The 14,429-nt window shown below is 59.0% G+C and carries 15 protein-coding genes and 1 pseudogene; 10 read left to right on the plus strand and 6 right to left on the minus strand.

What is annotated here, in order from left to right:
* Window positions 1-17: 17 nt before the first annotated feature.
* Window positions 18-647, minus strand: a complete 630-nt coding sequence (locus tag AC56QX_RS14590) for an FMN-dependent NADH-azoreductase (protein WP_497116859.1) — start codon at window positions 645-647, stop codon at window positions 18-20.
* A gap of 328 nt (window positions 648-975) precedes the next feature.
* On the opposite strand from AC56QX_RS14590, the gene AC56QX_RS14595 reads away from it, so the two are divergent.
* Window positions 976-1,899 (plus strand): LysR family transcriptional regulator, encoded by a 924-nt coding sequence (locus tag AC56QX_RS14595; protein WP_497116861.1) that lies wholly within the window; start codon window positions 976-978, stop codon window positions 1,897-1,899.
* 387 nt (window positions 1,900-2,286) lie between these two features.
* Here the strand turns inward: AC56QX_RS14595 and AC56QX_RS14600 are convergent, their stop codons facing one another.
* Window positions 2,287-2,532, minus strand: coding sequence for a helix-turn-helix domain-containing protein (locus tag AC56QX_RS14600; RefSeq protein WP_497116863.1), 246 nt, complete (start codon window positions 2,530-2,532; stop codon window positions 2,287-2,289).
* A gap of 317 nt (window positions 2,533-2,849) precedes the next feature.
* On the opposite strand from AC56QX_RS14600, the gene AC56QX_RS14605 reads away from it, so the two are divergent.
* The 3 genes from AC56QX_RS14605 (at window position 2,850) to AC56QX_RS14615 (ending at window position 5,426) form a co-directional block, all read left to right on the plus strand.
* Window positions 2,850-3,227: a hypothetical protein gene (locus AC56QX_RS14605; RefSeq protein ID WP_497116865.1), complete on the plus strand. Its 378-nt coding sequence runs from the start codon at window positions 2,850-2,852 to the stop codon at window positions 3,225-3,227.
* 430 nt (window positions 3,228-3,657) lie between these two features.
* The gene (locus AC56QX_RS14610; protein WP_497116867.1) at window positions 3,658-4,080 is read left to right on the plus strand and encodes a recombinase family protein; all 423 of its coding nucleotides are present in this window, start codon (window positions 3,658-3,660) and stop codon (window positions 4,078-4,080) included.
* A complete protein-coding gene (locus AC56QX_RS14615; RefSeq protein WP_497116868.1) occupies window positions 4,077-5,426 on the plus strand; it encodes a recombinase family protein in 1,350 nt (449 codons plus the stop codon). The genes AC56QX_RS14610 and AC56QX_RS14615 overlap by 4 nt, the downstream gene beginning before the upstream one ends.
* 64 nt (window positions 5,427-5,490) lie before the next feature.
* Here AC56QX_RS14615 and AC56QX_RS14620 read toward each other — a convergent pair whose 3' ends face one another.
* Window positions 5,491-7,254, minus strand: a complete 1,764-nt coding sequence (locus AC56QX_RS14620) for an adenylate/guanylate cyclase domain-containing protein (RefSeq protein ID WP_497116871.1) — start codon at window positions 7,252-7,254, stop codon at window positions 5,491-5,493.
* 241 nt (window positions 7,255-7,495) lie between these two features.
* Between AC56QX_RS14620 and AC56QX_RS14625 the strand changes: the two genes are divergently transcribed.
* The 4 genes from AC56QX_RS14625 (at window position 7,496) to AC56QX_RS14640 (ending at window position 11,865) form a co-directional block, all read left to right on the plus strand.
* Window positions 7,496-9,280 carry an adenylate/guanylate cyclase domain-containing protein gene (locus AC56QX_RS14625; protein WP_497116873.1) on the plus strand — a complete coding sequence of 595 codons (1,785 nt, stop codon included), beginning with the start codon at window positions 7,496-7,498 and terminating at the stop codon, window positions 9,278-9,280.
* The gene (locus AC56QX_RS14630) at window positions 9,277-10,323 is read left to right on the plus strand and encodes an adenylate/guanylate cyclase domain-containing protein (RefSeq protein ID WP_497116874.1); all 1,047 of its coding nucleotides are present in this window, start codon (window positions 9,277-9,279) and stop codon (window positions 10,321-10,323) included. The genes AC56QX_RS14625 and AC56QX_RS14630 overlap by 4 nt, the downstream gene beginning before the upstream one ends.
* A gap of 861 nt (window positions 10,324-11,184) precedes the next feature.
* The gene (locus AC56QX_RS14635) at window positions 11,185-11,610 is read left to right on the plus strand and encodes a hypothetical protein (protein WP_497116876.1); all 426 of its coding nucleotides are present in this window, start codon (window positions 11,185-11,187) and stop codon (window positions 11,608-11,610) included.
* A gap of 93 nt (window positions 11,611-11,703) precedes the next feature.
* Window positions 11,704-11,865: a hypothetical protein gene (locus AC56QX_RS14640; RefSeq protein WP_497116878.1), complete on the plus strand. Its 162-nt coding sequence runs from the start codon at window positions 11,704-11,706 to the stop codon at window positions 11,863-11,865.
* Window positions 11,866-11,868: 3 nt separating this feature from the next.
* On the opposite strand, the gene AC56QX_RS14645 is transcribed toward AC56QX_RS14640, so the two are convergent.
* Window positions 11,869-12,036: a hypothetical protein gene (locus AC56QX_RS14645; RefSeq protein ID WP_497116880.1), complete on the minus strand. Its 168-nt coding sequence runs from the start codon at window positions 12,034-12,036 to the stop codon at window positions 11,869-11,871.
* Between the two features lie 473 nt (window positions 12,037-12,509).
* Between AC56QX_RS14645 and AC56QX_RS14650 the strand changes: the two are divergent.
* Window positions 12,510-12,751: pseudogene (locus AC56QX_RS14650) on the plus strand (hypothetical protein).
* Here the strand turns inward: AC56QX_RS14650 and AC56QX_RS14655 are convergent.
* On the minus strand, window positions 12,741-12,929 hold the full coding sequence (locus tag AC56QX_RS14655; RefSeq protein WP_497116882.1) for a hypothetical protein: 189 nt from the start codon (window positions 12,927-12,929) through the stop codon (window positions 12,741-12,743). The pseudogene AC56QX_RS14650 and the gene AC56QX_RS14655 overlap by 11 nt on opposite strands.
* Window positions 12,930-13,378: 449 nt before the next feature.
* Here AC56QX_RS14655 and AC56QX_RS14660 point away from each other — a divergent pair, with 449 nt between their 5' ends.
* Complete coding sequence (locus AC56QX_RS14660) at window positions 13,379-13,783, plus strand: response regulator (protein WP_497116884.1); 405 nt, start codon at window positions 13,379-13,381, stop codon at window positions 13,781-13,783.
* A 3-nt stretch (window positions 13,784-13,786) separates the two neighbouring features.
* Here AC56QX_RS14660 and AC56QX_RS14665 read toward each other — a convergent pair whose 3' ends face one another.
* A complete protein-coding gene (locus tag AC56QX_RS14665) occupies window positions 13,787-14,050 on the minus strand; it encodes a hypothetical protein (RefSeq protein ID WP_497116886.1) in 264 nt (87 codons plus the stop codon).
* Between the last annotated feature and the right edge of the window lie 379 nt (window positions 14,051-14,429).

A 14,429-nucleotide genomic window follows, 5' to 3' on the forward strand; every position in this document is an offset into this window, starting at 1 on the left:
GGCGGCGATCCCCGGTGTCACATCGCTGCGGCACTGGCCGTCGCTCGGACGGCGGCGGCTTCGACCGTGGCGCCAAGGGCCTCGATCGCGGTTTCGCCGACGCCGCCCGCGACGCTCCGGCCGGCCAGCGTGATGTTGACGTCCGTGATCCCGATCCACCCCAGCACCTGGGTCAGATACCCGCTGGCAAGGTTGTAGCCCGCGACCCGCGAGCCTGGCGTGAAATCACCGCCGGTGGCCAGGATGATGTCGGCGCGCTTGCTGGTCAGAAGGCCCTTGTTGTCGGTGCCCACCGTCACCCCGACCCGCACGATCTGGTCGATCCAGGCCTTGAGCGCTGCCGGGATCGAGAAGTTGAACATCGGCGTCGCGATCAGCAGGTGGTCGGCGGACTTCAGTTCCGCGACCAGATCATCGGACACCCTGATGGCCGCCGTCATTTCGGCTGTGTGCGTGTCGGCCGGCATGAAGGCCCCGCCGATCCAGGCGAAATCCACCAGCGGAACCGGCGCCTTGGCCAGGTCACGGGTGATGACCCTGCCTTGCGGATTGGCAGCCATCCAGGCCGCAACGAAGCGTTCGGTCAGCTTGCGCGAGGTTGAATAATCAAAACGCGGGCTGACTTCGATGACGAGAAGGGTGGGCATGAGGGTAGTCCTTTTTGAAAGGGGGAGGGGAGTCTGGGAAACGGGGCCGCCTGCGGTCGGGCGGAGCCGGTTGGCAATCCGCGCAATCCAGCTTCCCGACCCGGTTTTCGGTCTGTGAGGCATGGTCAATTCTTTCCTGATGACCGGCACCGACACGAGGGCACGGCCTGACGAGAGGCTTGATCGAAGGTTTGTTCTGTCCGGCTCAGGGCGGCTGCAATCTTGGGAAGGTCGCCATCGCCAACTGATGACCGATATTTAGTGCTCTTGATTGCATCAGTAAATTGACGTAATTTCGCTTCTATACATCTAATGATTGGATGGGAATTTGCTGGACAGCGTCACCATCAACCAGTTGCGCACCTTCGTGGCCGTTTGCGAAGAAGGCAGCTTTTCGGGTGCCGCCAAGAAACTTATGCGGGCGCAGTCCGCCGTCAGTCATGCCATCTCTGCGCTGGAGCAGGCGCTTGATGTCGCGCTTTTCGAGCGGGATGCGCGCCGCGCCGAACTCAGCGCTGCTGGGCGCAACCTTCTGCCCGACGCGCGATCGGTCATCGCCCGCACTGAAGAGATGAAGACCCGCGCCAGTGCCATCGCGCGGTTCGGCGCACCGCAGCTGTCGATTGCGGCGGACGTCTATTTTCCCCGGCCGCATCTGATTGCCTGCCTTCAGTCTTTGCAGACCCTCTCGCCCATGGTGGCAGTCAGCCTGCGGATGACGACGATGCAGGGCGGCGAGGCGCTGGTCCTCGACGGCGTCTGCTCCATGGCCATTTCCATCGCCGACGTGCCAGAGTTGAACCCTGACGCCATCGAACGGCACTGGCTGGGAGAGACGTCGATGGTCACAGTCTGCGCCCCGACCCACCCCCTGGCCGCAGCGCGCTCACCAGTTCCAACCGACGAATTCAGCCGGCATGTGCAGCTTGTCGTCACCGACAACCGCCCGAACGCCGACAAGACCGAAGTGGCCGTGGTCGGAGAGCGCAAGTGGCATGTCAACGACCTGAGCGCCAAGCATGACTTTTTGACCGCGGGCCTCGGCTGGGGCCACATGCCGCGCGATCTGGTCACGGGCGATCTGGCGGCCGGCACCCTTGTCGCCATTCAGCGCCATGCCTGGCACATCCGTCCGTTGACCTTCATGCTCTCACAACGCCGGGGGCAACGGCTGCAGGGCGCGGAGGCGACCTTGCGCGATCTACTTGCAGATTGGGAAATGGAGCAAGACCCGGAAAACCCGATCACTTAGGCCCCGACGCCAGAAACTCCAGCACCTGATTCGCCCTTCTGCCGATGATTGCGTCATTCCTGACGGAATCCGTCGGCATGCTTTAACGCGGTGCAGCAAACCTAGCTCAAGCTTCAGGACCGTCCGGAACGGAGCTCACGTGAATGGATGAAAGTCCCGTGGCAGGTCACGCTCTATGTGTGAACGTCCGCTTTTTCAACCATGCTGCATCCGCTATACTGCACTATCGTGAGGCGGCTTTCCGCCCTCTTGACCGATTCTGCTCGCCGTGTTGAACGGCAGCTTCTGGGTGACTCAGCAAGCCGCCTGAACGACGGACTTCAGGCGCATTGCTGACATTGATTGAAAGCAGGTAATCCTAAAGGCACCTCTAGATACCGCCTTCCTCTAAGTGTTCGCGGTACCGCGTGACAAGCGCACACCAGGGCCACCGCCATTCTCTGGAATGAATTCTATTCCGGCTGCTTCGAGCGATAGCTTCAGCGCTTGCAGGATTGATTCAGATGCTGGTTTCGAACCACGTTCGAACTGCACGATAGTCCTCAAACTTACCTTGGATAGATCCGACAATTCCTGTTGAGAAATGTCGAGAAGCCCACGAGCCGCGCGAACTTGGGCCGCACTTACCTTCATTGTTCAAATGCCCTGTTGCACAAAAAGTGCAAATATGCTTGTTTTAGGAAATGACCGTTGGAAGTGGTTCATCCGCTGCCAACAGTCTAACCACGCCCACGCTTTGCGGAGCTCGGATCATGGCTGATTCCGACCATAGCACGACTATGCCTTTCGTCACGACTGGCAGGGACACGGCGTCGAACCGGTTGCCGGATGCAGACCCCCCGATTCTATTGCTTCGAGATTGGTTGCGGGCGCAGCATGTTTCTCAGGTCCTTTGCCGTCTTCAACAGCGTCTAGAGAGGCGTTACCTCGACGCTAGAGGCTCGGATGCGATGGACAAGCAGGTCGCCTACTCGATCGCCTGCCAAGCGGAGGTCGAGTCCTCCACTGTGGCTTTGAAGCTTCAGGACAAGCTACCGCAAATTCGGGCGCGGTCGCTTCTTGGTGTCGTCGCCAAGCTCGAAATCATCGCTGGCGCGGATCGTGACATCGACGATCCAACAGACTTTCCCTGGCCGCATATTGCTTCGGTCCTTGCCGACTTGAAGGAAATCGCCGGAAGCCTGCCGCTTGAACGGCCTGAGCGAACCGTCGTCCAGGCGGACTGTAGACTTTATCAGGAGTTAGCGACCGGTCTGGTCCGTTTGGAAAAGCAGGCCTCTGATCCGGTCTTGGGGGGAGCGCCTGTCGTTGGCATCAGCTCACGATAGAAGTCCCTCGGTCCACCGTGTTTGTTCAACCAACGCGACTCAGTGCTAACGCGGGTTTTTCGTTACGACAGGTTTGTACCGGAGTATCGGATCAGGGCGAAGTTTGTCCGAATAGCACGCCTTGCTATCCCTTTCTGCGAGCGCCCATTGTGGCGAATTCCCTCGTCTCGCGCATGAGCACATCTTGCGAGACATGGAGGAGCTACGTTTTCTTGGCAAACTTGCTGGCCGGCAGCGATCGCGATCCTTCGGGGCATTTTGCTCCCCGCCATTTTTGTCCTGTCGCAAGCTGTTCCTGCAATGGTGCTGAAGTCCAGCAAGCGGGTCTTGCGCAAGGGGCCCGACCGGGCGATTCTGCGCCTTGCAAGCGCGCTCGCTCGCCAAGCGGCCCGCGAAGACCATGCGCGAGAACAGGCCGAGAAAACTCACCATGAATCGGACCGCGATCTACGCACGCTTCTCAACCGACCTCCAGAATGAGCGATCGATAGACGATCAGCTCGCTTTATGCCGCGCATATGCAGAGCGTGAGGGGTTGAACGTTGTCGCAACGTTTGACGATAGAGCACGCTCCGGTGGCTCCGTCCTGGGCCGTGACGGTCTACTTCACCTCATGGACAAAGCGCGTGAGCACGAATTCGACGTGCTTGTCGTAGAGGCACTTGATCGGCTCTCGCGCGACATGGAAGACCTTGCTGGCATTCACAAACGCCTTTCATTTCTCGGCATCGAGATTCGTGCCGTTCACGAAGGCGTAGTGAACACGGTCTTGGTCGGCCTACGCGGTCTTGTTGGCCAACTCTACCGGGAGGACATCGCTCATAAGGTCCGTCGGGCCAGGCCGGCCGAGTGAACAAAGGACTCCATGCCGGTGGATTAACCTATGGCTACTCTTACGTGCTCGGCGACCCTGGAAAGCGGCTGATCGCCGAGGGCGAAGCAGAGATCGTGCGTCGTATCTTCAGGGAGTATGTCGATGGACAGACCCCGCGCGACATCGCCCACAAACTTAATAGCGACCGCATACCGCCGCCCCGTGGGCGAGCCTGGAATGCATCTACTATCAATGGAAATGTGCGGAGAGGGACGGGGCTGCTTCACAATGAGCTTTATGCTGGCCGCTTGATGTGGAACAGGGTCAGAATGATCAAGGATCCTGACACGGGGAAACGTGTCTCGCGCCCAAATCCCAAGGGTGAATGCCGAGTAATCGCAGTGCCCGACCTCGCTATTGTTCCGCCCGACCTGTTCGACGCAGCACAAGCACGCAAGAAGGCGCGTGCAACCACTCATCCGAGCCACCAGCGCCGACCACGGCACATGTTGACGGGGCTCCTGAGGTGTGGTGCCTGCGGTGCGGGAATGTCGTCAAAAGGCGTGGACAAGTCCAAGCGCATTCGCATTCGCTGTTCCGCCGCGACTGAAAGCGGGACATGCGCCGATCCCAAGACATTTTATTTGGATACGGTCGAAGCTGCAGTTCTGAACGGCCTTTCCGCCGAGTTGCGCCACCCCGAGGTGATTGCCCAGTACGTCCAGACCTACCACGAAGAACGGAAGCGCTTGGCAGCCGACACCGATGTCAGGCGCACCCGTTTGGAGCGGCGGCTTGAAGAACTAACTCGGGAGATCGAGCGGCTGGTCAACGCCATTGCCAAAGGCCACGCCGACCCAGCTGTACTTGGTCCGCAATCGACGACGCTGAACGAAGAGCGCATGTGCATCTTGGCAGAGTTGGCTCAGGTGCCCGCTGCGACCGGAGTTATCGCGCTGCACCCTGCGGTGCTTGCCCGCTACGAGGAACAACTGAACCAACTTCAGTCCGGGCTTGCGAAGGGCATTGCTTCTGGCGATTCCGAATGTGCAGAGGCAATGCGTGACCTGGTCGAAACCGTCACGGTGTCTCGAGATCCATCGAGGATCGGCGGCGTCGAAGTCGAAATCGCTGGGCGGTTAACGGCACTCTTGGGCGAGTGTGCCTTCCCCCACGGCGCCAAAGGAGTGGGGGGAATGGTGGTAGAGGGAAAGGAGCCGAAATCCAACCTTCTCCATGGAGCGCGCCATGACGACTACGTGAAACGCCTCTCGGATACGTTGCTGACGACCGACCTCGTCGGAACCGCCCTAAGGTCGGCTCTTCAAACTCAGCCTCGTTCCTTCGATGGGCGTCTCCATAGTCTACGGGCGGCAATGACCTAACCTCCGTCTCGGCGCCGGCGTATTCCCTGCGCCATTTGCAGTCCTTCAAGGGCAGCGCGTTCACTCATTCTGGCATGCCTGCCTTACGCAAGTTCTCGCGAAGATGTTCCAGATCACCGGGATTTTTGTAAGGCGTCATTTGGGGGCCGGTTCTCGAAACGATTGTGGCTGATGGGTCCATTTGCTTGATCCGCTCCACGGCTTCCCTCGCTTCGATCATATTCCCCAATGCAGTATGACTGGCTGCCAAATAGAGCCAGCGGTATACCGTGTCGATTGTCCTTAGGCTACGCAAAGCCGTGACGGCTTCATGGTATTGTCGGGAGTCGTAATAAATCTGGCCGAGCTCTTGAACATACCACTCGGGATAGCGAGGATTAAGCCGCAGCGCCTTTTGTGCTGCGTCGAGGCCTTCGGTCGTTCTTCCCGCGCAACTCAGGCAGTAGCCAAAGTCCATGAGAATGTCTGCATCATTGGGATTGAGATCAAGAGCGCGGTGAAATGCTTCAATGGCAGGTTCGTACTGCCCGCAAAAAAGGTAGTGTCCTGCGAGTGCGTAATGCCCCCACGCATCCGCGTCGTCGCGTTCAATCGCTAGATTGGCGTACCGCAACGCATCAGCCAACGAGGACTCGGGGTTCTCGCTGAATCCATCGATTACGTCCATCATGTGCGTCCAGGCAACCTTCGCAAAGGCCTTGCCAAATTTGGGATCAAGCTCCCCGGCCTTGAGGAAGAGTTCGCGCGCGTGCTGATTGCCCTCCTTGGTATTACGGTCTATGGCCTCCATACCTCGCACGAAGTAGTCCAGCGCTTGAAAGTTCCGTGCCCCCGCGAGTTCCGGGCGCTCTTGCCACGCCTTTAACAGTCGGCCTCCGTGCGCTGTGGCTAAACTTCCAATTATTCTTTCGGTGACATCGTCCTGCACGGCAAAGATATCATCGATGCCTCGGTCGTAGCGCTCTGCCCAAAGGTGCCGCCCAGTCTTGCCGTCAATGAGCTGGGCCGTAATCCGGACACGGTCCTTCGACCTCTGTACGCTGCCCTCCAGGATATAGCGGGCACCCATCTCCCGGCTGGCATCCTGTATCTTTGTAGCTTTGCCCTTGTAGGCAAACGTCGAATTGCTGGCGATGACGAAAAGATCGCGAAACCGAGACAATCCGGTGATGACGCTCTCTGTGATCCCATCCGCAAAGTAGTCCTGCTGACGGTCGTCGCTCATATTGACGAACGGCAGCAAAGCGATGGAGGGCTTGTCAGAAAGCGAGGTCGGCGAAGTGGGGTTCGCACCGGAACCGTCGAGACGCACCGCATAAGCTCGCACGGGGCGCTCAATATTCTTAAGTATCTGCTCCCCGTTGTCGTCGAATTGCAGGTCAAGCCGGTTTCCGAGGTGATCTCGCACCGTGCCTGAAACCATGACACCTCCAACGGGAGCGATGCCTTCGAGCCTCGCCGCCACGTTCACGCCGTCACCGAACAGATCATCATCCTCGACGATCACGTCGCCGAGGTTGATCCCAATGCGGAATTGTATCGTCCGATGTTCGGAGGCCGCCCCGTTTCGGTCCGACATGACCCGCTGGATGTCGACCGCACAGGCCACGGCGTTCACCACGCTTGGGAACTCCGCCAGGACACCATCTCCCGTCGTTTTGAAAATACGGCCTTTGTGCTCGGCGATCTTTGGGTCGACCAACCCGGCCCGAATCTCCTTTAGTGCGTCAAGCGTGCCGACCTCATCCCTGCCTACGAGTCGAGTGTAACCCGCCACGTCAGCGGCAAGGATGGCCGCGAGGCGGCGTTGGACGCGTCCTTCGGGCATGTAGTGCACTGCCTTCAAGAGCAACAGGACAAGGATTGTAGGAGCGACCGCCGGCCGAGTCCACGAGCCGCAACGTCGAGGATGGGTCGTGGTAAGCCGGAATTCAAATGAAGACACCACCCGGCGCGAGGGAGGCCTTGGTCGCGATGTACCCGAACTTGAACCAAGACCTCGCTTTGTTTGCTTGCTATGGTGAATATCCAGACAAAGCTACAACCCGAAGTGAGGGGTCATACCGAGCATGACCGAGGGACCAGTGCAGCGTCGGTTGGCTGCCATCCTCGCTGCCGACGTGGTTGGCTACTCCAGGCTCATGGGTCTCGACGAGGGCGGAACACTTTCGGCTTTCAAGGCGCATCGGCGCGAACTGGTGGACGCCAAGATCGCCGAGCATCAGGGCAGGATCGTCAAGCTGACCGGCGACGGCTTGTTGGTAGAGTTCCCCAGCGTGGTAAATGCGGTGGCCTGCGCCGCCGACATCCAGCACAAGATGCGCGAGCGTAATGCCAACGTGCCGGCGGACAGGCGCATCGAGTTCCGCATCGGGATCAACCTTGGAGATATCATCATCGAGGACGATGATATCTTCGGCGATGGCGTCAACATCGCGGCGCGGATCGAGAGCATCGCCAGGCCGGGCGGCGTCGCCGTATCCGGCACTGTCCGGGACAGTCTCGGCAACAGGCTCGCACTTACCTTCGAAGATACTGGCGAGCAGACGCTCAAAAACATCGAGCGGCCGGTGCGCGTCTACAACGTCAACCTCTTTCCCGACGCGCCGTTCCTGCAACCGGTCGGAGTAGAGTCGGCCGCCAATGAGAAACCGTCGATCGCGGTACTGCCCTTCAACAACATGAGCGGCGATCCGGAACAAGAGTACTTCTCGGACGGCATCACCGAGGACATCATCACGGAACTGTCGCGCTTCCATTCACTGCTAGTGATCGCACGCCATTCGTCCTTTGCATTCAAGGGCCAGGCGATCGAAGTAAAGGAGTTCGGCCGCAAGATGGGTGCGCGTTACGTCATCGAGGGGAGCGTGCGGAAATCGGGTAACAGAGTCCGCGTCACGTCACAGCTGGTGGACGCGGTCAACGGCAGTCACGTTTGGGCGGAGCGTTATGACCGCGACCTGCTAGATCTGTTTGGCATCCAGGACGAGTTGGCTAGCGCGGTCGCCTCCACTGTGGGCGGTCGGGTCGAGGCGGCTTGGCGTGAACGCGCGGTCAGACTCAGTCCGAGTGCGCTCAAGGCCTATGACCTTGTCTTGCGCGCCAGGGCGTTCGTCATGAAGTTCACCAGAAGTGACACCGAACAGGCCCGGATGCTGACGCGCCATGCGATCGAAATCGACCCGACCAGCTCTCAGGCGCACGCCTACTACGCATATTGTTGTTTTGTGACCCAAATGGCCCACTGGTCGGAGGATCGCGATCAGTGTCGTCTTGAAGCCATTGAATTTGCGAAGCGGGCGGTCACACTCGATGACGCCGACAACAACGCTCGCTGGATCCTTGGAATGATACACAACGCCAGGGGAGAATACGAGGAGGCGCGGTTTCATCTCGAAAAGGCCGTTCAAAACAATCCGAATGACACGGAAGCGAGGGGTTATTACGCGTATTTCCTTCACACCATCGGACAGCCCGAGGCCGCAATCGAACAGTTCGAACTGTCGAAGCGGCAGAACCCGTACGACTTCACATGGTTTCCGTGGGGCAAAGGGTGGGCATATTTCACCGCGCGCCGGTATGGTGACGCCATTGCGTCATTGAAGTCGATTCCGGAACCCATCAATGAAGTTCGAGGGATTTTGGCAGCAAGCTATGCCTATGCAGGACGATTGGCCGAAGCGAAAGCGATGCTGGAAGAATTTTTACACGTTGCCCAGGACGACATGGCGGTATTCCCGGGCCGCCGGCTCAAGGATTGGGATGAGTTCTGGCGGGGCGCGGCCTGGTACCAGCATCAGGAAGATCACGACCATCTGATGGCCGGCCTGGGCAAGGCGGGGTTGCCGGAATGACTGCCAACCGCCGCCTCACCGTGATTATGATGGCCGATGTGGTTGATTATTCTCGCCTGATGGAAGCAGACGAGGCGGGCACTCTGGCCTCGCTGAAGGAACTGCGGACAGCCATCGTCGAGCCGACAGGGCAAGCGCAGGGCGGGCGCGTCGTCAAATTGATGGGCGACGGGATGCTCATGGAATTTGCCAGCGCGCTGAACGCGGTGACGGGGGCCATAGAACTGCAACAGAAGTTCGCCACAGCGAACGCGGCGCTGGCGCAGGACCGCCAAATTGCGCTGCGCATAGGCATCAACCTTGGGGACGTTATCGGGGAGGAATCCGACATCTACGGCCACGGTGTGAATATCGCCGCCCGCCTTGAAGCACAGGCGCCCCGCAGCGGCATCTTGGTGTCGGATGCGGTTCATGCGCAGGTTCGCGGCAGGATCAACGCAGATTTCACATTCGCCGGCGAACTTCAGCTCAAGAACATCGCCGTGCCTGTCCGCGCTTGGCGCTGGGCCGGATCGGAGACGACAGCGGCGGCGATGGAGCCGACGCCCCGCCCGGACGCCAAACGGTCGCCCGCCAAACCCTCGATCACTATCCTGCCGTTCACCAACTTGAGCGGCGACCCTAATCAGGAGTTCTTCGCCGCCGGAATCGGGCTTGATCTTGAGTCGGCTCTCAGTCTCATTGGCGGGATTGAGTTGCGCGCGCAGGGCGCCCCTTCCGACTTCCAACTGACGGGCAGCGTCCGCGCCGCGTCAAGTCAGATCCGCGTCACAGCAAGGCTGATCGAGGCGGCTGGCGGCAGACAGCTTTGGGGAGGCCGGTTCGATGGCCGTGCTGACGACATTTTCGCCTTGCAGGAGGAAATCACACGCCAGGTCGCGGTGGCCATGCAAATCAAATTGACCAGCGGGGACTACGCGCGGCTGTGGGATGGTCAAACCAAAAGCCTCGCCGCCTGGGAATGCTGCGTAGTTGCCAACGCGCATCACGAGCGGTGGTCCGAAGCCGACAACCGCCGCGCCCGAATCGTTGCCGATCTTTGACGCGATCGTCCATCACGACGCTGGCTTGACTGAGCGGCAAACTTTTCCGATCGGGGCTTTCGCCCTTAGTTAGGGAGGACTAATATCCCTGACTTCGGTCAACGAGAGCCGCCTGCATGTCGGGTCGAGCTGCTTTAGCGCCTGATACAATCGTGCCAGCCACGATGCCGGTCCCCATTTGCCTTGGGGTCGCCCCTGAAGGGCTCTGGATAGAGGCATTCCAAACCGATGAAGATGTCCGCCAGTATTGGCGAGGCTATGCCCTTGGGGGCGCCATGTGCGCCGTTCTCCTGATCGTCGAGCTTCTGGCAATCCACCTACTGCTCTGAGATAGCGCTGCTTTGAATCTGGCACGACATCTTAATAAAGAAGGCTCCGGCGGGGTGTGGCTCGTGCTTCCTCAGCCTCACCCTCCAACTGCCTTGTATTCGTAGACGCCAGGACGAAGCCGAGTAGGCCGGTTGTCGGTCAGCTCGGTCACACGAATCCATAATTCGTCAGCCGCGCCACGGAGTGTGACCCTTCGCCCGAGTGCCCTTTCAGCGGCCTCAAAGGGTGTCCTCCCGTCGGCGTTGTGACTGGCCGTAACCGTGATGCCGTCCATTTCCTCGACGCGGTAGGCCTTCACACCAGCGCCGGCGCCGTTCTCAGGGATGAACTCGACGCCTGCGACTGCAGAGGGTGTTGGTTTGGTCGTCTTCGACCACGCGAACGAACCATTCGCCCGACGCGGCATTCATCCGGCAACCGCGTCGGCCATCACTTGACGGCCTGGCGGTAAATGGAAAGCGCCAAGTAGAAGCATCCCTGCTAATATGAAGCGTCTCGCACATTCACGCGTGACGAATATGGGAGGATGCGATGGATAGCATGAATCGCAGATCTGCAATTGCCCTCGGCGTGACGGCCGCTGCGGCAGCGCCTTTGTTCGCCTTGGCTACGTCCGCAAGGGCGGCCAAGAAATATGGCCCGAAGGACGGCAAGGAGATTGCTCCAGGCGTCAGGGTCGTGGAGGTCGGCACAGGAAACTCCGACATTCCCGCCTACAAGAGCATTTCAATTGTCGACGTCGTGTTTCAGCCCGGAGCACACGCTCCCGCGATGGTGATGGACAATGACATGGTCTGCACCATTACCGCTGGTGCATTCACGATCAAGAAAGAGGACAAGGAATTCAAGCTCGAGGAAGGCGGCATATACACATGCACTAAGGGCAAGACCGACGAGGCCACTAATACAAGCAAGGTGGTCGGCATACATCGTATCGCCGTTTTGATACCTGCCTAGAACCATACTTCTTCCCCGGTCAGGCAATCGAGCCCGGCCGGGGCTCTGCTACGCTCCCGACCGCATGTCACCGCTGGCATTCTGGGATTTCTTATGACTAAAAAGCCGCCCACAACCTACGTCGTCAGCGTCTTTGAGAAGCCGCATTGGCGCACGGTGCTGACCACGAAGGACAAGTCCAAATCGGTGGCGATGGCCAAGGAGATCGGCGACAAGGTGCGGGTCGAAGAGATCGCGCCGAAGGTGAAGCGCTGAGATTTAGCTGCCCCCTGCTTTGCTGAATTCTTTGCGAACTTCCACCGCCACGATACCGGACTTTCGATCTGAAAAGGTCGACAACGCGTGTTCCCTCGCAGCTTTCTCGGCATCAAATGGCATCTTCTCCAAGATGCCCTTTTTCCCGTACCAAATCACCGTGTAGGCCACAGCTGCGACGCTCCCTTGACAGGCGCTTTGATCTTGCTGGCCAGTAATTCAACGGGTGCATCCAGCCCTTTGACGGCAGAGTGAAGCGCAGCAACAGCCGCCGCCAGATGGTCTTCTGGTTTGCCATTGTCGTTCGTTAGATCGGTGCGTTGAGGCAGCGACATGAACGAACTATGCGCCTTGTCGCGATGTCAGTCTACAGAATCGCCCGAAGCGGCGCTAAGGAAAGTGGCCGGCGCCAGTTGGGGTTGGGTGGTCTTTGGGGACGGCGCCAAAGGGCATGAAGCGGCCGGCGACACAATGGGTCAAGCCGGGGCTGATCGGCCGTGTGAAGCACCTGCGGGGCGAGGAAGATTTGCGGCATGCCTCGCTGCAAGATTTCCGTGAAGAGACATAGGGCACTCTTGCAGGCGCCATCGAGTTCAGGAATATAATCCTCCCGTTGCGGCGAACCCCTCAAATGGAGATCGCCAATGGCCAGATCAAAACCATCCCAGCAGTTATCGCAGACCGAGATCGAGCGCTTTTTGGTAGCAGCAGAAGCGCTCCATCTAAGCATCATCAAGCCATTCATATCGCCACGCACTGCGAGCACTACCGCGCAACGCGTGTCCTGCATGAGGTGCTGTTGAAAGCCGTGCGGGAGGTGACCGGGAAGGAAGTCGAGTTCATCCGGTGGAATACCACAGGACCGGTGCGGCCGCCTAGCGCTTAGCCGCGCGGGGTTCAAAGAGAGGCGTAATGGTGCGAGCGTCTTTGATCATTCTCGCGGCCTCCTCTCTGGTGAGGCCGAACTTGCGGGCATAGTATTCGGCCTCGGTAGCTCTTTCGCTATCGGTTGGCGGTTCGATCTTGCGCTTTTGCTTTGCCTTCTTGCCCACGACGCGAATCATAACACATCCGCGTGATTACCTCTACTTGACCGCCATTCCCTACGACTGAGTAGCGTTGGCAGGAAACGGGTGGCGATGGCTGTTGGGTGAGATGAGATTGGGCGACCTTAACAAGAGAGGTCGCCCCATGTTTTCCCTGCTACGTGCGCTTCATGTCCATGCCGCAAAACGCGGCGATGGGCTGTTGCCGAAGCTGTTGACCCTGTCACCGTGGCCGCACCAAAAGCCTATGAATGAGAATTCGGTCGCCGCTGTGGAAGCGACGAAAAGCGAGCCGCTGCCGCCAGTCCGCCAGAATCGCAGAAGACCCAATATGGTCTGAGGAGCAAACGGCTCCTTGCACCCACTTACCCACGGTTGGGTAGCGCCGCACGTTTTCGACAATCAAATAGAGGGAACTTATACCGGGTTGTGCGCGTAGTAGTGCGCAACTTGCCGGGTATTAACAAATGATGGTCGGGACGATTCTGGTCGTTGAGGATGAGCCACTAATCCTGCTCGATGTCGAGACGGCGCTACAGGAAGCCGGCTTCGAAGTCGTGGCTGTCACAGATCCAGCCCAGGCGTTGGCAGCTTTCGACGCTGAGCCCGGCAAATTCAAGGGCCTGATCACGGACATACGGCTGGGCAACGGACAATCCGGGTGGGTGGTAGCCAAGCATTTACGGCAAGCCAATCCAACCATTCCGGTGGTCTACATGAGCGGCGACAGCGCTATCCATTGGGGCGCCGAGGGCGTCCCGGAAAGCGTGATGATCACCAAGCCGTTCTTCCTGCCACAGATCATTACAGCGCTGTCTACGCTGCCAAATCAGCAGCCGGTGAATCCAAGCAATTCGGATCAGGCTGGGTAGCGCTCAGATATGATTGGTCTGCCAACCATTCGATGCGCTGTCGAGAGCCATCCGGATATCGTTCGGGCTATCGATGCCGCCGCTGAAAAGAGCGATGAGACGGCGGGCCAAATGCTCCCGAGCTGGGTGCGAGCCTTCCATGCCGGCTTGCTGGCAATAATCGTCTAGAATCCTGGTGAGTGTCGCAAGCTGTATCTCGTCTGCTGTGCAACGATAGGTCATCGCGCGTCTCCCCTGTTCGGGCGAAAGCGTGATCGACTCTTTCAAGCGCTCGTTGCCATTGAAGACCGAGCGACATTTGGGACTGTACGCTTCCGACAATCGGTTCGCGAGTCATTCCGTGGTCGAGTTTGTCACACCGTTAATTTCTGATGATGTTAGTTACCAGGTGCCGTGCCTCAGCCTCACACCAGCGCCGCCACTCTCGGGGATGAACTCGACGCCGGCTGCAATCAGCGTTTCTTGAAGCCTTACAACCGTCGTTGAGTAGGGAGCCTGAATGCCGTTCCTCGCCTTAGCGCTTTTCCGCTGGCGTCGTGCTGGCCCTGTCTTGGCCGTTTTGAACCACAGGAGACTTTGATATGCCGCTGGCGCGAGTAGGAACGACCAACATGGAAGAGCCGCAGCCGCCTCACGACTTTGCTGC

The sequence above is a fragment of the Mesorhizobium sp. RCAM 06353 genome (assembly GCF_059683585.1).